At 64.8% G+C, this 19,634-nt stretch carries 24 protein-coding genes; 21 read left to right on the forward strand and 3 right to left on the reverse strand.

Annotated elements, in window-relative coordinates; all coding sequences use genetic code 11:
- Positions 1-94: 94 nt before the first annotated feature.
- The 4 genes from DZC52_RS13975 (at position 95) to DZC52_RS15410 (ending at position 4,037) form a co-directional block, all read left to right on the forward strand.
- A complete protein-coding gene (locus tag DZC52_RS13975) occupies positions 95-661 on the forward strand; it encodes a hypothetical protein (RefSeq protein ID WP_116651764.1) in 567 nt (188 codons plus the stop codon).
- Between the two features lie 97 nt (positions 662-758).
- Complete coding sequence (locus DZC52_RS13980; protein ID WP_116651765.1) at positions 759-1,733, forward strand: NADPH:quinone oxidoreductase family protein; 975 nt, start codon at positions 759-761, stop codon at positions 1,731-1,733.
- Between the two features lie 111 nt (positions 1,734-1,844).
- Complete coding sequence (locus DZC52_RS13985; RefSeq protein WP_116651766.1) at positions 1,845-3,671, forward strand: DUF885 domain-containing protein; 1,827 nt, start codon at positions 1,845-1,847, stop codon at positions 3,669-3,671.
- 87 nt (positions 3,672-3,758) lie between these two features.
- Positions 3,759-4,037, forward strand: a complete 279-nt coding sequence (locus DZC52_RS15410) for a hypothetical protein (protein WP_147307715.1) — start codon at positions 3,759-3,761, stop codon at positions 4,035-4,037.
- Positions 4,038-4,115: 78 nt separating this feature from the next.
- On the opposite strand, the gene DZC52_RS13990 is transcribed toward DZC52_RS15410, so the two are convergent.
- A complete protein-coding gene (locus DZC52_RS13990; protein WP_116651767.1) occupies positions 4,116-4,811 on the reverse strand; it encodes an esterase/lipase family protein in 696 nt (231 codons plus the stop codon).
- Positions 4,812-4,946: 135 nt separating this feature from the next.
- Between DZC52_RS13990 and DZC52_RS13995 the strand changes: the two genes are divergently transcribed.
- The 17 genes from DZC52_RS13995 (at position 4,947) to DZC52_RS14075 (ending at position 18,618) form a co-directional block, all read left to right on the forward strand.
- Entirely contained in the window at positions 4,947-6,395 is a 1,449-nt protein-coding gene (locus tag DZC52_RS13995; protein WP_116651768.1) for a sodium:solute symporter family protein, read from the forward strand.
- Between the two features lie 116 nt (positions 6,396-6,511).
- Positions 6,512-7,756, forward strand: coding sequence for an efflux RND transporter periplasmic adaptor subunit (locus DZC52_RS14000; protein ID WP_116651769.1), 1,245 nt, complete (start codon positions 6,512-6,514; stop codon positions 7,754-7,756).
- Between the two features lie 63 nt (positions 7,757-7,819).
- A complete protein-coding gene (locus tag DZC52_RS14005) occupies positions 7,820-8,503 on the forward strand; it encodes an ABC transporter ATP-binding protein (protein ID WP_116651828.1) in 684 nt (227 codons plus the stop codon).
- Entirely contained in the window at positions 8,500-9,708 is a 1,209-nt protein-coding gene (locus tag DZC52_RS14010) for an ABC transporter permease (RefSeq protein WP_245960834.1), read from the forward strand. The genes DZC52_RS14005 and DZC52_RS14010 overlap by 4 nt, the downstream gene beginning before the upstream one ends.
- Positions 9,709-10,032: 324 nt before the next feature.
- Entirely contained in the window at positions 10,033-11,220 is a 1,188-nt protein-coding gene (locus DZC52_RS14015) for a tyrosine-type recombinase/integrase (protein ID WP_181918963.1), read from the forward strand.
- On the forward strand, positions 11,217-11,750 hold the full coding sequence (locus DZC52_RS14020; protein WP_116651771.1) for a hypothetical protein: 534 nt from the start codon (positions 11,217-11,219) through the stop codon (positions 11,748-11,750). Before DZC52_RS14015 ends, DZC52_RS14020 begins: the two co-directional genes overlap by 4 nt.
- A gap of 93 nt (positions 11,751-11,843) precedes the next feature.
- Positions 11,844-12,056, forward strand: coding sequence for a helix-turn-helix domain-containing protein (locus tag DZC52_RS14025; protein ID WP_116651772.1), 213 nt, complete (start codon positions 11,844-11,846; stop codon positions 12,054-12,056).
- A gap of 98 nt (positions 12,057-12,154) precedes the next feature.
- Positions 12,155-12,331 (forward strand): hypothetical protein, encoded by a 177-nt coding sequence (locus tag DZC52_RS15570; protein ID WP_181918964.1) that lies wholly within the window; start codon positions 12,155-12,157, stop codon positions 12,329-12,331.
- On the forward strand, positions 12,328-13,524 hold the full coding sequence (locus tag DZC52_RS14030) for an AAA family ATPase (RefSeq protein WP_116651773.1): 1,197 nt from the start codon (positions 12,328-12,330) through the stop codon (positions 13,522-13,524). The genes DZC52_RS15570 and DZC52_RS14030 overlap by 4 nt, the downstream gene beginning before the upstream one ends.
- 193 nt (positions 13,525-13,717) lie before the next feature.
- Entirely contained in the window at positions 13,718-13,987 is a 270-nt protein-coding gene (locus DZC52_RS14035) for a hypothetical protein (RefSeq protein ID WP_116651774.1), read from the forward strand.
- Entirely contained in the window at positions 13,984-14,238 is a 255-nt protein-coding gene (locus tag DZC52_RS14040) for a hypothetical protein (protein WP_116651775.1), read from the forward strand. Before DZC52_RS14035 ends, DZC52_RS14040 begins: the two co-directional genes overlap by 4 nt.
- 189 nt (positions 14,239-14,427) lie before the next feature.
- The gene (locus DZC52_RS14045; RefSeq protein ID WP_116651776.1) at positions 14,428-15,879 is read left to right on the forward strand and encodes a phage major capsid protein; all 1,452 of its coding nucleotides are present in this window, start codon (positions 14,428-14,430) and stop codon (positions 15,877-15,879) included.
- A 14-nt stretch (positions 15,880-15,893) separates the two neighbouring features.
- Entirely contained in the window at positions 15,894-16,307 is a 414-nt protein-coding gene (locus tag DZC52_RS14050; RefSeq protein WP_116651777.1) for a hypothetical protein, read from the forward strand.
- 264 nt (positions 16,308-16,571) lie between these two features.
- Complete coding sequence (locus tag DZC52_RS14060; protein WP_116651779.1) at positions 16,572-16,886, forward strand: P27 family phage terminase small subunit; 315 nt, start codon at positions 16,572-16,574, stop codon at positions 16,884-16,886.
- Positions 16,887-16,891: 5 nt separating this feature from the next.
- Positions 16,892-17,161, forward strand: coding sequence for a hypothetical protein (locus DZC52_RS14065; RefSeq protein WP_147307716.1), 270 nt, complete (start codon positions 16,892-16,894; stop codon positions 17,159-17,161).
- Positions 17,162-17,796: 635 nt separating this feature from the next.
- Positions 17,797-18,276, forward strand: coding sequence for a hypothetical protein (locus DZC52_RS14070; protein WP_116651781.1), 480 nt, complete (start codon positions 17,797-17,799; stop codon positions 18,274-18,276).
- A gap of 105 nt (positions 18,277-18,381) precedes the next feature.
- Complete coding sequence (locus DZC52_RS14075; protein ID WP_147307717.1) at positions 18,382-18,618, forward strand: hypothetical protein; 237 nt, start codon at positions 18,382-18,384, stop codon at positions 18,616-18,618.
- Positions 18,619-18,646: 28 nt separating this feature from the next.
- Here the strand turns inward: DZC52_RS14075 and DZC52_RS14080 are convergent, their stop codons facing one another.
- On the reverse strand, positions 18,647-19,054 hold the full coding sequence (locus tag DZC52_RS14080; protein ID WP_116651783.1) for a hypothetical protein: 408 nt from the start codon (positions 19,052-19,054) through the stop codon (positions 18,647-18,649).
- 24 nt (positions 19,055-19,078) lie between these two features.
- Positions 19,079-19,486, reverse strand: coding sequence for a hypothetical protein (locus DZC52_RS14085; protein WP_116651784.1), 408 nt, complete (start codon positions 19,484-19,486; stop codon positions 19,079-19,081).
- Positions 19,487-19,634: the final 148 nt, after the last annotated feature.

Below are 19,634 nucleotides of genomic sequence, written 5' to 3' on the forward strand. Positions count from 1 at the left end.
GCTTGACCCAACTTGTCGCGCGCCGCGCGCAGACTGGAATCGTGATCGGACAACGTTCGGTCACGCCCCAAACCCGAACCATGGAGAAAGCGCAATGATGACTTCCCGACTGACCAAAACCATCGCCGGCCTGGCCTTGCTCTGCCTGTCCTCGCTGGCTCTCGCCCGCGGCCCGGTGGACAACCTGGCCGAGCGGCTCGACCTGGATGAACAGCAGGTCGCGACGATCACCGCGCTGTTCGACGAGCACCGCGACTACATGCACAACGAGATCCAGTGGCGCGACGCCGACGGCAATCCCGATCCGGAGGCCCGGGAACAAGTCCGCGCGGCCAGGGAAGCCCTGCACCAGGAGATCCTGGCCGTGCTCGACGAGGAGCAGGCGGCCCGCTTCGAACAGATGAAGGAGCACCGGGAACGCCGCCATGCACGCGCAGGTCACGACAAGCGTCGCGGCAATCGCCTGGCCTATGCACTGGGCCAGCTCGACCTGAGCGACCAGCAAAAGGAGGCGATCCAGACCCTCATGGCCGAGCACCGAGCCGAGCGCATGCACGAGCGCGGAGCGCTTCGATCCGAGCTGGCCTCGATCCTGACCGAGGAACAGCTGGCCGAACTCGAGACCATGCGCGAAGCGCATCGCGGACGCCGCAACCGCTGAACGCGAACCGCGGGCTTCGCGCGTCCACTGGGCGTGCGAAGCCCGCCGCATTCCCGATATGGATAATGGCCGGACACATTGTTTCGGGAGTTGAGGAATGCGAGGGATTCAGATCACGGAATTCGGAAATCCGGCGGCCATCGGCGTCAGCGAATTGCCGCAGCCGCCCGAGCCGGGCCCGGGCGAGGTCCGTCTCGACGTCGGCGGCGTGGGTGTCGGCTTCTTCGACGGTCTCCTGATCCGCGGCGACTACCAGATCCGGCCCGAGCTGCCTTTCGTGCCCGGCAGTTCGATGGCGGGCACCGTCGAGTCGGTGGGTGAAGGCGTCGCTCATGTCAGGCCCGGCGACCGGGTCGCCGCTTTCGCCCTCCACGGCGGCCTGGCGGAGCAGGTGACCCTGCCGGCTGCTTCCTGTGCGCCGCTGCCGCCGGACCTTGAGCCGGTGCAGGCCGCCAACTTCTTCATTTCCTGGGCCACGAGTCTCTTCGGCCTGCGCGAAATCGGCAACGTGAAGGAAGGTGAGACCGTCCTTGTTCTCGGCGCATCGGGAAGCACCGGCACCACGGCCATCGAGTGCGCCAGGGCGCTGGGAGCAAAGGTAATCGCCTGTGCCTCCAGCGAGGACAAGAGGAATCACTGCCTGACCCACGGGGCCGATGCCGTCGTGGACTACACGGCCGACGGCTGGCGCGACGAAGTCAAGGCAATCACCGGCAAGCGCGGCGTCGACATCGTCTACGATCCGGTCGGCGGCGATACCTCGGAGGCCGCATTGCGACTGCTGGCCCCCGGCGGACGTTTCCTGGTCGTGGGCTTCGTCGCCGGCATGGCGAAGCTCCCGATGAACCTGCCGCTGCTCAAGCGCTGTTCCATCCACGGCGTCAACTGGGGCGGCACGGTCATGGCCGATCCCACCGTGGTCCCGCCGGTCATCAAGACGCTGGCTGAATGGACCTTGTCGGGGCGGATCGATCCCACGCCGACCCGGGTCTATGACCTGGCCGATGCCGGCCAGGCCTTCGAAGCACTGTTCGGCCGCACTTCGACCGGCAGCCTGGTCGTCAGGCCCTGAGGCTTCACTGGCCCGCTCCGGGCCGGGGTCGAAACATGACTTCTGGCGCATGCCCTTGCCTGCGCCGGGAGTTTACAGTTTCCGGTCGAGTCAACAAAAACCGGGAAGACAATGAAAAAATTCCTCAAGTGGGGCGGCGTCAGCCTGGCAGCCCTGATGCTCATCGGCGGCCTGCTGTTCGTCAATTTCTGGTACTTCAAGCCGCTTTCCATCGACTGGTTCTACAGCCGGGCCTTCCTGAAGTTCAGCCTTCAGCAGCCCGAGATGCTCACTTCGCTGCGCATTCTCGACCAATTCGGCATTCGCGGCCACAACGCCGAGCTCGGCGACGCTTCGCCCGAGGCCGGCGAGGAAATGCTGGCCTACTGGCGCGACGAGTACGAAACCTTCCAGCGCTACGACCGCGCCGACTACGAGGGCCAGGGGCTGCTCTCCTACGACGTGTTCGACTTCTTCATGTCCAACCAGATGGCCGATGCCGACCGCTGGCGCTTCCACAATTTCCCGGTCAACCAGCTCTTCGGCGTGCAGAGCAACCTGCCCGACTTCATGGTGCAGCAACACGTCGTCGAGGACGAACTCGGCGCCGAGCACTACATTGCGCGCCTGAACCAGTTCGACGAGAAATTCGACGGCGTACTCGAAGGCCTGCGGATTCGCGAAGAGCGCGGCATCCTGCCGCCCTCCTTCGCCGTCACCAAGGTCATCGAGCAGATCGAGGGCTTCCTCGACAGCGCGCCCGAAGAACACCTGCTGGTGTCCAGCCTCGACGGGAAAATGAACGAGATCGACGAGGCCGAGCTCGAAGCCGCACGCCGCGAAGAACTGCATGCGCAGGCCGTCGAGGCGGTCGAGCGCTCGGTCTACCCGGCTTATGAAGACCTGCTCGCCTATCTGCGCGAGCTTGAGCCCAAGGCCACCAGCAACGGCGGCGTCTGGCGACTGCCCGACGGCGACGCCTTCTACCAGCAGGCGATTCGCCAGCACACGACGACCGATATGACGGCCGAGGAGATCCACGAGATCGGCCTGGCCGAGGTCGAGCGAATCGGTCGTGAGATGGACGCCATCCTGCGCGCCGAGGGCCTGACCGAGGGCACCATCGGCGAGCGCGTGCAGCAACTGGCCAAGCGGCCGGACCAGCTCTACCCCGACACCGAAGCCGGCCGGGAACAGATCCTGGCCGACTACCAGGCGATCCTCGACGAGATCGATCCGGCGATGGACGAGTATTTCAACCTGCGGCCCGAGACCGGCGTCGAAGTCAAGCGCGTGCCGGAATTCGCCGAGGAAACCTCGGCCGGCGCCTATTATCAGCGCCCGTCCCTGGACGGCAAGCGCAAGGGTACGTTCTTCGCCAACCTGCGCGATGTCTCCGAAGTGCCGAAGTTCGGCATGCGCACCCTCGCCTATCACGAGGGCATCCCCGGCCACCACTTCCAGATCGCCATCACCCAGCAGCTCGAGGGCATCCCCATGTTCCGGCGCCTGGTGCCCTTCACCGCCTACTCCGAAGGCTGGGCGCTCTACACCGAGCGTCTGGCCTGGGAGATCGGATTCCAGGACGACCCGCTCGACAACCTCGGACGCCTCCAGGCCGAGATGTTCCGCGCCGTCCGCCTGGTGGTCGACACCGGCATGCACCACAAGCGCTGGACGCGCGAGGAGGCCATCGACTACATGCTGGCCAACACCGGCATGGGCCAAGGCGAAGTCACCGCCGAGATCGAGCGCTACCTGGTCATGCCGGGCCAGGCGCTGTCCTACAAGGTCGGCATGATGAAGATCCTGGAGCTGCGCGAACGGGCCCGTCGCGAACTGGGCGAGGACTTCAGCCTGCCCGAATTCCACGACCAGGTGCTCGGCAACGGCGCCCTGCCCCTGACGCTTCTCGAGCGCGTCGTCGACGACTGGATCGAGCGCAAGCGCGCAGCCTGACGACGACCTGCCGCTCGCTCCGTCAAGGGGCGAGCGGCGGAACAGGCGTACACTGGGATACGAGGGGAGTCTTACCAGGAGTCACCCATGCAAGCACGCATGACGAAAGCACTACTGATCGGGGCCGCCGCACTGCTGGCAGCAGGCTGCGCGACCTCGCCCCCGAGCGCGGTCGAACTGGCGCAGGATACGCCCTGGTGGGAGTCGGCCGGGCCTTGCCGAATCTGGGTGCCGATCCAACCTCAACCGGGCCGGACACCGGCCTGGGATCCCGGCCCGTCCACCTCAAGAATGTCGAACACCGGCGATTGCCGGGCGCTTCAGGCCGCCTTGCCGGACGGAGCGGTCCTGATCGGTACTCGCTGAGCCTCGCGGACACGCGCGCTATTTGCGTAGCCGCTCGTCCCAAGCCGGGGCGAGCCGCCCCGACCCGGGCGGGGGCGATTAGTCGACCAGGTCGACCTGGAAACCGGCCGTGTAGGCCTGGAGGCCGAAATGGCCATAGGGGAAGCTGTAGCTTGCATCTTCGCCCGAGATCCGCGAGCTGTGGACGCCACCCACCGTGCACACGCCGGTCGTGCAGACGACCTGGTCCGACCAGGACTTGATCGAGTAGACGCGATTGCCGAGCGGCTTGCCGTCGAGCCAATCGAGGAAGGGGCTGCCAACCGACAATCCCCAGTAGCCGCAGGTACTGTTCCAGACGTTCCAGGGATAGGTGCCGCAGGTCCACAAGCCGCGAAAGGCGCCGGCCACACCGACGAACGCATCCACGTCGTCGGCCAGGCCGTAGTCGACGACCTGTTTGGCCGCCAGCGTTGCACCCATGGAGTGACCGATGATGTCGATCTTGCCCGAGCAGGACACAGCCAACGCTTCGACGATGGCGTCGACCACCGGTTCCTCTTCGCTCCCGCTGTGGTTGTTGCAGGCCGCGCAGGTCTTGCTTCCCCAGTCCGGCCGCTGGATTTCACCGGCTGCATAACCCGATGCAAGCAACTCGCCGTAAGTCTCGCTCCAGTCTCCCGGTGATCCGGCATTGCCGTGAACCAGCACGACGGCGTCCTTGCAGGCCAGGGCGGGGCCGGCCGCCAGGGCCAGCAGGCCCAGCGCCAGCAGGCTGATCGATCGATACTTCATAGCGCTCTCCCTCGATTGAGTTCCACGACAGCTTCGCGCCGCCCGCCCGCTTCGCTCAATTGGACCAAAGGGAGGGGTGGAGCGTGTACTCTGAAAGAAAAGCGCGGGCGACGACGCCCTACCCGGATCCCGATCATGCCCGACCTCCAAATCGCCGTACTCGTCACTTACTTCATCGTGATCTTCGGGGTGGGCGTCTACGCCACCCGATTCATCGACGACACGACCGACTTCCTTCTGGCCGGCCGCCGCCTGGGGCTGCTGCTGGCCACGGCGACGCTCTGTGCGACCCACTTCGGCGGCGGCTTCGTCATGGGCTCGGGCGAATGGGGTTTCGACTTCGGGCTGACCGGCATGGCCTATGCGGCCGGCGTCGGGCTTTCGCTGATCGTCCTCGGCCTGGTCGCGGCGCGCCGCATGCGGCAGCTGGCCATGTTCACGGTGCCCGACTACCTGGCGTTGCGCTACAACAGCCAGGTCGTACGCGTGCTGGGCGCCGTGCTTTCGCTGGTGGCCATCATCGGCATCATCGGTGCCCAGGTCTGGGCGGCGCAGGGCGCGCTGTCGATCGTCGGCCTGGATCCGACCTGGGCGGCCATTGCCGCCACCGGGCTGTTCATCGTCTACACCGCGCTTTCGGGTCTGTGGGGTGTGACACTGACCGACGCCGTACAGCTTGCAATCATCTTCGTCGGGGTGCCGGTTGCCGCGGTCATGGCGCTCGGTGAAGCAGGCGGCCTCGAGGGCATCCGGGCGGGCATCGAAGGCCTGGACCTGTCCGTGTCCACCGACGCCTTCTTTCACCCGCTCGGTGCGGGCCTGGGCATGGTGCTCGCCGCCATCGTACCCACCATGATGTACACCCTGATCGGCCAGGACTTTTACCAGCGCCTGTTCGCCGCCCGCGACGCGAACACCGCGCGGCGAGCGGCCGTCCTGGCCGGGGTGTTGCTGGTGTTGTTCGCTGTCTTTCCCGTGATCACCGGCATGGCCGCCCGGGCCCTGTTCGGCGGCGAGATCGAGGCCGCCCAGGCCATTCCGAAACTGATCACCGAAGTCCTGCCGTCGGCGGCCGCGGCGATCGTGATCGCGGCCATCGTCGGCGCAATCATGTCGACGGCCGACTCACTCTTGATGGCGGGCACGGCCCACGTGACCAACGACCTCTACGTGCAGCTCATCAACCCTGAGGCCGAACGGAACAACCGCCGCCTACTCCTCATCTCTCGCATCGTCACCGTCATCATAGGCGTGCTGGCGCTGTGGATGGCCCTGGCCTTCGAGGCGATCATCGACCTGCTGTTGATGTCGTATACGCTTTATGCAGCCGGCGTGTTCATACCGGTCGTGCTCGGCCTTTACTGGCAACGCGGGAATGCTGCCGGGGCCATCGCCGGGATCCTCGGCGGCTCCGGTCTGGGCGTAGCGGGAGAACTCGACTGGATCGAGCTGTCGAGCCTGCCGTTGATCGGTGGATTCCCGGTTATCGCTACGGGTGCACTGGCCTCGCTGCTGCTGTACGTCGTGGTTTCCCTGATAACGCCGCCGGGCGCTCGCGACCCGGCCCTGGATGACGTGGGCTGATCGCAAGGCGGGTGTATACTCGCGCGTGCAGGCATTGGCGCGGTGGAGGCGATCGCCCCGGATCGTCACGGTCCTGAGCACGCCATCTTCCAGAAGCATCTCACCGGAGCAAGACCATGAGCGTCTCGCACGAACCGGCTCCCGACGACATGGCCGACGAGGTTCGCTCGGCGATCCGCTCGCAACAGCGCCGCGGTTGGATCGGCAAGCTGGCCTGGATATTGACCGCTGTCGTCCTCCTTGCATTCATCACCTGGTGGCTGTGGCCCCACGAGGAGTCGATCGAATGGCAGGCCCAGGTCATCGATCGCGGCGACATGCTGCTCACGGCGACCGCCACCGGAAACCTCGAACCGCGGCGGGAAGTCACGGTGGGCGCCGAAATCTCCGGCCTGATTCGCGAAGTGAATGTCGACGAGAACGACAGGGTCGCCGTCGGCGATGTCCTTGCGCGATTCGACACCGAGGAGCTCGAGGTGAGCCTGGCGCAGGCGCAAGCGCGGCTGGCGCTGGCAAGGGCCTCGGTGGTGGAGGCCGAGGCCACGCTGGAGGAATCCCGGGCAAATGAACGACGACTGACCAACCTGGTCGAACGCAATGTCGCCTCGCGCGCAGAACTCGACGCGGCCAGTGCCGCGGTCAAGCGAGCGGCTGCCCGAATCGACTCGACACAGGCTTCGGTGCGCGAGGCCGAGGCCTCGGTTTCAGCCGCCCGTACCCGCCTGGACAAGGCCGTCATTACCTCCCCGATCAACGGCGTCGTGCTCAAGCGCGATGTCGAACCCGGCAACACGGTGGCGGCCAGTTTCCAGGCGCCCGAACTCTTCGTCCTGGCCGAGGACCTGCGCGAAATGGAGCTGCACGTCTCGGTCGACGAGGCGGACGTGGGCCTGATCGAGGCAGGCCAACCGGCAAGCTTCACCGTCGACGCCTGGCCGGGCCGCGAGTTCGAGGCTCACGTGCTGCGGGTCTTCCTGTACCCGAACATCGAAAGCAACGTGGTCACCTACACCACGGTGCTGGATGTCGACAACAGCGACGAGAGCCTCCTGCCGGGCATGACCGCCACGGCTACGATCACGACGGGAACACGCGAGGACATCGTCCGGATTCCCAACGCCGCGCTTCGTTTCCAGCCGCCGGCAGAACAGGTCGGCGGCGGCATGCTTTCGGGGCCACCCGGGATGATGCGCAGCGGGTCAGGCGCGACCGGGAGTGCGGTCTGGCTCTTGCGAAACGGCCAACCCGAAAGAGTCCCGGTGCGAACCGGGCATACCGACGGCCTGTATACGGAAGTGCTCGGCGAGGCTGTATTGGCCGGCGACCGGGTCATCGTCGGCCTGGTCCGCTCGGACAGCTGATTCGCGCCGCCCGTGTCCATCCGGAACGCCCCCAGCAGGACGCCTTCCCCCACCGTGCTGCAGATGCGCGGCATCTACAAGCTCTACGGCCAGGGTGCAGCCGAAGTTCGTGCACTCGACGGCATCGATCTCGACATCACCGCCGGCGAGTTCGTGGCCGTCATGGGCCCGAGCGGTTCGGGCAAGTCGACCTGCATGAACATTCTCGGCTGCCTCGATGTCCCCAGTGCCGGCGAGTACCTGTTTCGAGGCGTGGATGTCGCCTCGCTCGATCGCGACGAACTGGCCTTGCTCAGACGCAAGTTTATGGGCTTCGTGTTCCAGAGCTTCAACCTGCTGCCGCGAACCAGCGCCCTGGCGAACGTCGAACTGCCCCTGATCTACGAGAACGTCTCACGCAAGCGCCGAAAGCGCCTGGCGCTCGACGCCTTGAGGCTCGTGGGGCTGGAAGACCGTGCCGACGCCAGGCCCAACCAGCTCTCCGGCGGCCAGCAACAACGCGTGGCCATCGCCCGTGCGCTGGTCACCGAACCACCCTTCCTGCTGGCCGACGAGCCGACCGGCAATCTCGACACGCGCACGGCCGACGAAATCATGCACCGCCTGGTCGAACTCCGGAACGAACGTGACCTGACCATCGTCATGGTCACGCACGAACCCGATATTGCCATGTATGCCGAAAGGGTGCTCTTCTTCGTCGACGGCAGAATCCAGCGCGACGGCCCGCCAGCGGAGGTGCTGACTTGAACACCGCAGACACACTGGCCATGGCGGGCCAGGCCATTGCCCGCAACAAGCTTCGTTCATTTCTGACGACCCTGGGCATCATCATCGGCGTGGCCAGCGTCATCGCCATGGTCCACCTGGGTCAATCAGCCACGAAATCGGTGGAGCAGCAGTTCGCCAACATCGGCTCGAACCTGCTGTTTGTGATGCCGGGCGTGTCCCAGCACGGTCCGAGCGCGCTTCGCGTGTCGGCCGAGCCCTTCGAAATGGAAGACGTGGCCGCCATTCGCCGCGAAGTACCCGGCATCCTCGTCGCACCCGCGGTCTCTCGCAACGAAACGGTGGTCTTCGGCAATGCCAACCAGAGCATTCGCGTGGAGGGGAGCACCAATGAGTACTTCACGGTACGCAACCACCCGGTCGAGCGCGGGCGCGAATTCGAGGAAGCCGAGCTGAGTTCCGGAGCCGCCGTTTGCGTCGTCGGCGATACGGTCGTCGAGGAAATGTACCTCAACACCGAGCCTCTGGGGTCCAACCTGCGCGTCGGCCGGACCGCCTGCCGCGTGATCGGCGTTCTCGAGCAGCGCGGCTTGTCGATGGGGCAGGATCGCGACGACGTCATCGTCATGCCGATCAAGGCCGTACAGCGACGCCTGGCGGGCAACCTGGACGTCAACACCGTCTACATCTCCGCGCTGCAGGACGGCACGAGTTCACGCGTGAGAAGCGAGGTCGAATCCCTGTTGCGCCAGCGCCGGAGGATCGCCCCGGACGAGGAGGATGACTTCTACGTCCGCGACACGCAGGACATCATGGACGCGCTGTCTGAAACCACCGCGACCATGACGCTGCTTCTGGGCGGGATTGCCGCCGTGAGCCTGCTGGTCGGCGGTATCGGCATCATGAACATCATGCTGGTGTCGGTCACCGAGAGAACGCGTGAGATCGGCATCCGCCTGGCGATCGGGGCCCGCTCCCGCGACGTTCTCCAGCAATTCCTGGTCGAGTCGGTGGTGCTGGCCACGCTGGGTGGCGTCATCGGCGTCCTGATCGGAATGGCCGGCACCTGGCTGATGACCGAGCAATTCAACATGCCCTTCGTCGCCTCGCCCGGCGTGATCGTGCTCGGCTTCACTTTCTCGATGACGATCGGCGTCGTGTTCGGATACTTCCCGGCGCGCAAAGCAGCACACCTCAATCCGATCGACGCCTTGCGGCACGAATGATGCCCTGGAAAAGAAAAAGGCCCGCTCGAAGGCGGGCCTTTCTCGTGTTGGCGTCCCCACGGGGATTCGAACCCCGGTCGCCGCCGTGAAAGGGAATGATGACCGTATTTTGACGTTCGCCAATATTCCCCTAAGTAGCTGTTTCCTTTGCTTTCTATTCTTCCGTGTTCTAGACTGTATCCAACCGTTCCCCGGTGACAGTTTGACAAAAGTTTGACACGGCCCACGGAGGCAACCGCGATGGCGACCCGAAAAGAGCCCCAGATCACTACCCCGAACGCGCGCTCGAAACTCAAGTCGAGGGGCGCGCCCTACTACCGCCTGGTGCACGCTGGCCTGTATCTCGGATACCGGAAATCGAAGACCGCCGGCCGCTGGGTGATGCGCGCCTACGCGGGCGACAAGAACTATGTGGTCGAAACCCTGGCCGATGCCGATGACGGCGAACGCCAACCTGATGGCGTCGACGTGCTCGACTTCCAGCAGGCTCAGGATCGCGCCAGAGAGCGAGAAACAGAGATCAGGGCCGATGCTACCGGCCGGCGATTCGGACCCTACACGGTGGCCGATGCGCTCGACGATTACCTGCGTGACAAGCTCGGACGCGAAGGCAGGGACAGCGCCGAAGCGCGCCGGCGCTGCGGAGACATAGCCGCCGCCATCGGAGAGCTCGAGGTCGGCAAGCTGACGAAGCGCGATATTCGCGCATGGATGGAAAGCATCGCCAACAGTCCGCCCCGGCTTCGCGGTGGGAAGTTTGCCCAGGTCGACATGAGCGACCCCCAAGTTCAGCGACGGAGGAAAGACACGGCCAACCGCTACCTAAACGACCTCAAGGCCGCGCTGAACTTCGCGGTCGAAGAAGATCACGTAGCACCCGGCGCCTGGCGCGATGTGAAGCCCTACAAGCTGGTGAGTCAGAATCGGCCCCGGTTCCTTTCGCTCGACGAAATCACCCGCCTGCTGAACGCCTGCCCGCCGGATCTTCGCGCCCTGGTTAATGGTGGGCTGCTGACCGGGGCAAGGCGTGGCGATCTGGTGCATATGCGCGTCGGAGACTTTGTGCCCGAGTCACAAGCCGTCACCATCGGCAATCGGAAATCACGCTACAAGGGCAAGCCGCCGTTTCTCTGCTACCTATCCGACGAAGGCCTGCGATTCTTCGAAGCACATACCGCTGGCCGTGACCGTCAAGAGCCGATGTTTCTGCGTGACGATGGTCGATCCTGGCGAGAGGATGACATTGCGCGTCCGCTCAAGGCCGCGAACAAGGCCGCGAAGATCAAGCCAGCTGCGAGCTTCAACGTGCTGCGTCATACCTACGCCAGCCTGTCGCTGATGAACGGTATGTCGCAGATGGCGGTAGCGCAGAATCTCGGTCATGCCGACACCAGGATGGTCGAAAAGCATTACGGCCACCTGACGCCCGACTGGCGCAAAGAGCAGGCCCGTCATATCCCCGAGTTCGGCATCCAGGTCGGCAACGTCGAACCGATCCGGAGCGGCCGATGAAGCTCGAGGATTATCTTGCCGAATTCGCCATCCAGGACGCGACCGAAGGCGAGCGCGCGCTGTTGCGGATCGCCGATGCCCTGGAATCCGGCAAGCTGCCCGACCAAACCGACGCGGATTTGCTCATCAATGCCGCCGAACTGATCCGCGCCAGTATCCGAGATCGGGAACCTATCGCGAAGCGGCGCGAGGCCTTCACCCGAAAGCTGGGAATGGTGAAGTCGAGCGGTCGCCCCGATGGGGCCCCGTCGACTGTAGGCGACGTGTTGCGCGGAAGGTATGGCCCGCGACAACTTGCGGAGGCTTTCTGGATGGCCAGGGCGAACGGTGCCGGGACCAACGAAGCGATCAGGCAGGCGGCGTCGGCTACCAACGCGAGCGAGTCGAAGATCACGCGCGCCAAGAAGGCCCACCCCGAGGCGCGCGATTCGGTGATGCTGACCTATCAGCAAATGGCCGAGCATTACCGTGCCGAGCATGGAGAGGATCACCCCGGACTGGCACAAGCCATCGAACGGCTGGGTTCATAAAGCACCCCCACTTATTGACCCCAAAACGGCATAGATTCCAATTATTTAGAGGCGTAGATTGTTCCCCGCGATAAACCGAAACGCGAGGAAACAATGCACGCAATCGAACAGCAGCAGTCAGATAACAGCGCGTTCCTGCTGACCATCGAGGAAGCGATCAGCAGCACGCGCACCAGCCGCGCAACGCTCTACCGTGAGATCAACTCCGGTCGCCTGAAGACGGTCAAGATCGGCCGCCGCCGATACGTCACCCCGGAGGCAATCCGAGAATGGGTTGCCGGCCTTTCCGATGGTGAGGCCGCGTAATGACCCGGCCAAAAGGAGAAGGCCCGGCGCTGCGGGAACAGCGACACGGGCCAGAGATCACGGGCAGGCGATCCAAGGCTAATTCTATCACCCCCGCCTTGCGCAACGCAGCCGCCCGAGCCCTTGAGCGCGAGCTGTCCATCATCGTCATGGCAGCGCATCGAGTGGCCGCCGGCCACGGCCTGGCCTGGAGCGACTACGACCGAGTTCACGAAGCCCACCAGCACACCATCCGCGTGCTGGCCGCACTACGCGAGGGGGAGGTGCTTCAATGACACTCGACAGCGAAGCCGATCGCGCGCTGCGTGGTTCAGGCTGGGAGCAGGATGCAGGCATCGAAAGCGAAGCCCGAAAACCTGGCGCCGTAGAGCTGGAGCTGGTCGAGCTTGCTGACCTGGACATGGCGGAGATCCCCGACCCGCCGCACATAATCGACAAGCTGCTTCCGACCGGCGTTGCGTCGAGCCTGGCCGGTCACGGCGGGGCGGGTAAGACAACACTCGCAGATCACATGGCTGTCAGCACTGCAACGGGCCGGCCTTTCTTCGGGCTTCCCGTCGAGCAAGTGCCGACGTTGATCTTCAGTGCCGAAGATGGCGCCGAGATCAGCCGTTATCGGCTCAAGAACATCATCGAGCGCGAGGGCATATCACCCGCCGTGCTGGCCGAGTTCCTGCACATCATCGACGCCACTAATATCGACCCCGCGCTGTTCATCGAGCGCCATGAGCACGACACCTTCGGCAGCACCAGGCGCGGCATGACCACGCCAGTCTTTCAAGCCCTGGCAGAGCACGCCGAAGCGACCGGCGCGCGGCTCATCATCATCGACAACGCCAGCGACGTTTTCGAGGCGAACGAGAACGAGCGGGCCAGAGTTCGCGGATTCATCCGGGCGCTTGCACAGTTAGCACGGGGCATAGATGGCGCTGTGCTGCTGCTGAGCCATGTAGACAAAGCGACAGCCAAGCATGGCGGCAACTCTGAGGGCTACAGCGGCTCGACCGCCTGGCACAACTCGGTGCGGTCGCGCATGTTTCTCCATGGCGACGGGCGAAACCTGACGCTCGAGCACCAGAAAGCCAACTTCGGCCCGCTGGCCGATGACGTGTTGATGCACTTCGAAGGCGGCGTGCTGATGGCGGGGCACGTCGAACAACGCGCCCACCAGGACGATGAATCCGACCTACCACATACCGCCGCGATCCTCGACATGATCCAACGCCGAAGCGAGCGCGGGGACTTCATCAGCACCAGCGCCACAGCTGGCAACGCCTGGACTCGCCTGAGCCCTCTTTCGGAGTTCCCCAAGATCGACCGCCGCACATTCTGGCGCCTGATCGACCAGGCAGAGAACGCGGGCCGGCTGACGCGAGAGACATTCCGCGACGACAACCGAAAGGCCAGAGAGCGGTTCACCGTGACCGACGACGGCTTGCGATTCATCCAGATGGAGGTGGGCTCATGAGCGCCGCACCAGTTGCGACAGTTTGCGCCAGTTGTGCGCAAGTATCCCTGGACCAACCCTGGACTGCGCACCCCCGTGCGCCAGTTCGGGGAGGGGGTATGGGGGAGAGAAAGTGGCGCACTTTTTCGGAGCGGTCAGCAGGTACGTCTGCACCAGTTCCAGCTCTGGCAGATGGTCAGCAGGAGGTAGAGAAGTGAACGGCAAGGAGCAGATCGAACGATATTCCACGCTGATCAACTCTGACCAGAAGGCACCGGCATCGCCGGACTGGCAACCCGACACCCTGGCCGGCTTCCGCATCGGCGATCACGTCCGGTTGCCGAGCGTCGACTGCCCGCTGAGAGTGGTCGGCCTCGCCGATCCGCTGCTCATCCTCGAGTCACCTTCTGGCCACCGTCTACGCGCTGGTTGGCGCGCGGTCGCGAAAGTTCGCAGTCGGGCAGAGATCGAGGGCAGATCATGAAGGCGAACCAGTGGAACCAACTCATGCACAGCGCCGGCGCCTTCGCGGCCGAAGCCCGACGCCAGATGAAGCCCGAGTACCGAGACGCCCTCGACAAGACCATCCGAACCGGCGGCCGCGTCGACGTTCGCATCGGGCTCGGCATTTCCGACCTACGCGCCCGCCTGGTCGCGATCGAGGCGGACGGCACCGAGTGGCAGGCCGGCCCCGAGCTGGTCATGCAGATGACGCAGACAGACCTGGAGGCTTGACGGTGAAACTGTATGTGCGTACAGTTACCCTGTCGTCACTCGACAGCCGTGAAGCGGCGTCGACCCTGGCGGCCTCAGTTCCTGGCCGGATCGTAGTGAAGGCGCAGAATCTACCGAATCGCTAACCCAGCGGTCCGGCGGTCTGCGCCTTTTGCGTATCTGCCGGCCGCGAAACTGAGAGGACATGAGATGAAAACCGAACTCGATATTCGCGAGCGTTGCGGAACCGGCGCGTTCCGAAAGACGATGCTCCAATACCACGCCGCGCACCTGGCCGGCGGCGCGCTACCCATGGCGCACGAATCCGAAGGCCGGGGCAGTGTCGCCGAGGAAATCGGCACCCTGAAGGATCTTCGGAAGGATTGCGCCGCGACCATGCGCCGGATGCTCGACCAGTCCGAGAAGGACGGCCGCGACCTTCACGCCGACGAACAGAAGGCGTTCGACGCCCTGGCCGATGCGGTCGAGTACCAGACGCACCGAATCGATCGGCTCGAGTCCGACCCGACCAGCGTCTACCCCACCGAGGAACAAGCTCACGCGGCCGCCGCCTACTGCGACGCGACGGGCCTGCCCTACGGTCGCGACCGGAGCGCCCGCCGCCCCCAGGCCAGCGAATGGACCGACGCCCACGGCAACGCCATCACCTTGCTCGGCGCGCGCGATTCCTTCGCCGACGCAGTCGCCCGCAAGACTGGCCAGCATCCGGCCCGGCTGCCGAGCAACTCCCTGGCGCGAACTATCCAGGGCATGGTGACCGGCGATCACAGCGGAATGGAGCAGGCGGTACAGGCCGGCGGCTTCAATGCTTCGCTGCTGACCGGCTCCGACCCGGACGGCGGGTACTTCGTGAATCCCAGCCTGGCCGGCACGATGATCGACCACGCCCGCGCTCGGTCGACCGCCATTCAGGCAGGCGTGCGCACCATGCCGATGGAATCGCCGGAAGTCCGCATGGTCCGCGTCGATGACGATCCCGAGTTCGCCTTCACCGGCGAAGGCCAGGAGATCAGCGAATCGGCCCCGCCCTTCGGCATGGTCCGGCTGGTCGCCAAGAAGCTGGCCGTTCAGATCCCGATCAGCTCCGAGCTGCTCGAGGATGCGGTCGGGCTCCAGGCAGAACTCGACCGGCTGCTCGGCGAGAGCATCGCGGCCAGCATCGACTCGAGCATCTACAACGGCGACGGCAAGAAGGGGAGCTTTACCGGCATCCTTCACGCGGCCCACGTTCAGGAACACGCGGCCACCGCGCCCAAGTCCCTGAACTGGGACGACCTGCTCGAAAGCCAGTACCTGCTCGACGTGGCCAATCTCGGCACCGACCCCCGCCTGGTCCTGCCGCCTGCGATGGCAAAGCAGATTCGCGGCGCCAAGGACAGCGACTCACGCTACATCGTGCCGCCTGCTTCCATGTCGGACCTCACCCCCATGGTGTCGACCAACCTGCCGGCGACCAGCGGCGTTTTCGGTCGGTTCGTCGAAGGGATCCTCGGTATCCGGTCGCAACTGTCGATCATGGTCAACCCCTACACGCTGGCCAAGCGCGACATGTACCTCATCACCGCAAGGTGGCGAGGCGACTTCGCACTCACTCGCCCCAAGGGCATCGTGAAGCTCACCGGCTTCGACGGCTCGGCATAAGGAGGAACAGACCCATGAGCTACAACCTCACCCCCAACACGGCGTTCAGCAGCGTGCTGGCGCCCCAGGCGGCCGGCCAGGGCAGCACCAACACCGGGCACGTCGACATGACCGGCTTCAGCTCCGTCACTTTCGTGATCGTGCTCGAGGCGGTCACCGCCGGCGGCACCGTGACCCTGAACGTGGAGCAGTCCGACAACGCCAGCGACTGGACGGCCCTGGCCGGATCGGTCAGCACCGACGATGCCGGCATCCTCGCCCTGGAGGTTCACCGACCCATGGCCCGCTACATCCGGGCAGTGGTCAACCGGGCCGACCAGGACGCGGAGACGAACGGCATGATCGCCCTTCGACGGCTCGCCACGGATAACCCGGTCGAAGACAGCGAGACGACCAGCGCGGTCCTGGTGAGTCCCGAGGCTGCCTGACAGTGATTCGCCGAACGCGGGATCAGGCTGCGGCGAAAGCGTCCTCGTCAGTCGCTGTGACACAGCCCCCGCACCAGCCGGCCGTGTGCGTGCCGGCACCAGTGCCCCGCCCACGCTGGCGGGGCACTGACTTGCCCGAGAGGGCGAGCGAATCGAAAAACTTTTGCAGGCAGACGCCGGATATACGTCGCCCCTCCCTCGCACGCAACATCATCGACTTTTTTCGGAATCCCACGCCGCCCGAAATCCCCCACGAGGCCCCGCATGACTGAATCCAAGGTCGTCCCCTTCAAATCGGCCCGGCCGCCGTCTGAGCTGTCGAGCGAGGCCCGCAAACTGTGGTCGGAGATCCTCGCAGACTACGAGATTGACGATGCGGGCGGCCTGGCCATGCTCCGGCAGCTCTGCGAAACCCTCGATCGACTGCGGGAGTGCCAGAAGGCGCTGAAGGCGGACGGCCTGACCGTGAAAGGCTACAGAGGCCAGCCGCGCCCCCATCCGCTTCTCAAGACCGAGTCGGAGTGCCGGCGCCAGATGCTCGCCTGCTATCGCGCCCTCAATCTCGACCCCCTGGAGTGATCGACATGAACCGCAAGCCCACCAGAAAGACCCGCCAGCGCCGCCGCCGTGAACCGTCCTGGGTAGAGCGATACTTGCAAGCCCATGAGGTGCCCGAGTACGGCTCCGAAGCCTACGGCGACCTGATGGGCTTCATGTACCACCAGGAACCGATCCCAGGCCTGCCCGAGCCCGACTCGCTCGATGCCCGCGCCCTGATCGCCAAGGCCAGGCCGGCGCTCGACGCTGAGCTGGCCCGAGCCCGCCGCGAAGGGATCAAGCTGAAGGCCGCGTGACGCCCTGGCCCCTGTTCGCCGCCTGGTGCCGGTCGCTCTGGCAGCGCGTGGCCGTTCACCTGCCGCCGTGGCCGCCGTTCCCCTGCTGACCCTTGCCCGACCCCCGATTCTGCCGCTGTGGTTCTGCTATACGCGTATACGCGGCCCGTGTGCCTACTTTCCCGTAGTTATGACCGCATCGGCCGAGTAGAGTCCTGGGCAGGCACGCAACGGAAGTAGAGCAGTGACAGATCAGGAGAAGCAGCGCAGAATCGTTCAGATCGCCGCCATACCACCGTCAGGTGAGGGCCAATCAGACTTCGGCCTGCTGGCGGTCGATGAGGAAGGCGTTCCGTGGGTCTGCTGGTACTCAGGCGGTGACACCACGGACTGGGAGGGACTGCCCCCGCTACCATCGAAGCCCTGACCGCTTGCGCGCGGTGATCGGCCGGCGCTATGCTGGCCGTGAGGCTGGATACCTCATTACAGGCGGATCGCCGCGCCCGACAGCGCGGTTTCTTGTGCCCGACGATTCGATGGTCGGGAATCCGCGAATACAAGACCGCTTCGGCGGGAATAAGCGGGCCGTTCCTGTAGCGGTATCCAGTTCCCGGCCACCCTTGGCCATCCATGGATGAACTACAGGAGATCGAACCATGAACCACCACCAGAACCGGGTATCTGACGCCCGCCTTCGCCTCGAAGACGCCATTGCCCAAGCTACCGGCCTAGCAGACACCTTGATGCAGCTCGACCTCGAGAAAGCCGACCGGATCAGCGGCCCATCGTTTCACCGGATGGCATGGGCGCTGTCGAGCATGTTGCACCAGGCCGGCGACGACCTGGCAACCGTTTTGACCGGGGACCAGGCGCCCGCTGCCGAGGCCAGCGACCCAACGCTGGAGCGAACGGCCGGCCTGGAACGCTGCGGCCCCTTTGCCGTGCCGGAACACAGCTACGTGATCGCTGGCAACGACCTATATCGTGCCCAGGGGTTGCTCAGGACGGTCCTGATGGCTGTCAGCGAGGATCACGATCTGGTCGACCTTGAGCACACGCTGCGGGCCGCGCTGGACGTGCTGGAGAGCGGCTCCAAGGAAGCATTCGAGTTGGCGCGCGACAGAGACGCCGCGTAGAGCTCGAAGGATCAATGTGATGACGAGAGCCGGGCCCCGCGCCGGGCTTTCTCGTTTCAGCACCCTATTGCTGACCACCCGGCGCATACTCAGGGCATGGACACCATGACCCTGATTCAAGCCCGAGCCCATGAGCGTCTGTCCGTTCTCGGTATCCCGGCCGACCACCGTGGCCGATACCTGTCCCAGGTTTCCGGCCTGACGCCCGAGCGCATCGAGGCGCTGCTGTCCGGCGCGCTCGATGATTCGCGGTTCGGCACTGACGACCTGGACGTGCTCGCCACGGCTCTGGACGTGCCGGGCTGGTGGCTGGTGATGCCGTTCGACGGATCCACTCAGTAGGGCTCGGGTGACAGGCTACTTTGAGCCGTTATTTTCGAGCGGCAATTTCGGCCCGAATCTTTTCTATCCCTTCGCCTGAGACTGCCAACTCGACACCTTCGATTGTGACTCTGATTCCGCTCACAGCGCCATCGCCTGAAGACGGCTCCCAGTCGACGATCAGTTCGCTTCGTCCGATCGGCAGCCAGTCCTTCGACTGATCCTTGGAAAGCACCCAGGCGCGCGCCTGCCGTTTTTCATCGCCCTCGAAGTCGACGACAGCCCCGTGAATCGCGGCTGCAACGTCCGCCTTGTTTCGAAGTTTCAACTTTACGGATATCCGGCTGTGAGGAAAAACCCCAACGATGTCGCCCAACTCCAAGCGCTCGCGCCACCAAGATGCTCTGCCCAGGCGGCCGATGAACTTGAAAACAGCAGAGATGATGGTTTCCGACATAACTCTCGCGCCCAGGCAGAAGAATCAGGGGAGCGCCCGCTTGGCTTCAATCTCCCCGCCCACACAGGCCTGCAAAACCTGATAGCTCCCCGTCCGCTGCCCGATCTCGTTGCAATGGGCCAGAATCTCAGGCGGGATGCTCATCGAGCGTAACTCGGAGCGGGCTTCCTGCTCCCCCTCGACGCATGCCTGTTCGACCTGGTAGCTGCCCGTAGACTCGCGAATCTCGCGACAATGCGAGCGGATGGAGAGATTGACCAGGGCGGGCCGCTCACGCGGGGCGGTGGCACGAGCTGGCTGGGGCTCGGCCGGCGCTTCGGCGGTGGTCCGAGGCTGGTCTTCGTCACACGGCCAATTCTGCATCCGCCGTTCCCCGTCGACGTCGCACCAGTAGACCTGCCCGGTAAGTAGAAGTGCTGCCAGCCATCCCATGCCGGCGAGAATAGCCGGGCGCGTTGGCGGTGGTCAAATATCAAAGGGAATCGCCGCCCGGCCTGGGGCTTGCTTGGCGTTGGCAGTAGGGGGACGGCCGGGCGACTCGCGGGATGGGGACCCGCTGTGGGCATCATAGCCGGTCAGA

Origin of the sequence: Wenzhouxiangella sediminis (assembly GCF_003410055.1) — a bacterium.
Taxonomy (GTDB): Bacteria; Pseudomonadota; Gammaproteobacteria; order Xanthomonadales; family Wenzhouxiangellaceae; genus Wenzhouxiangella; species Wenzhouxiangella sediminis.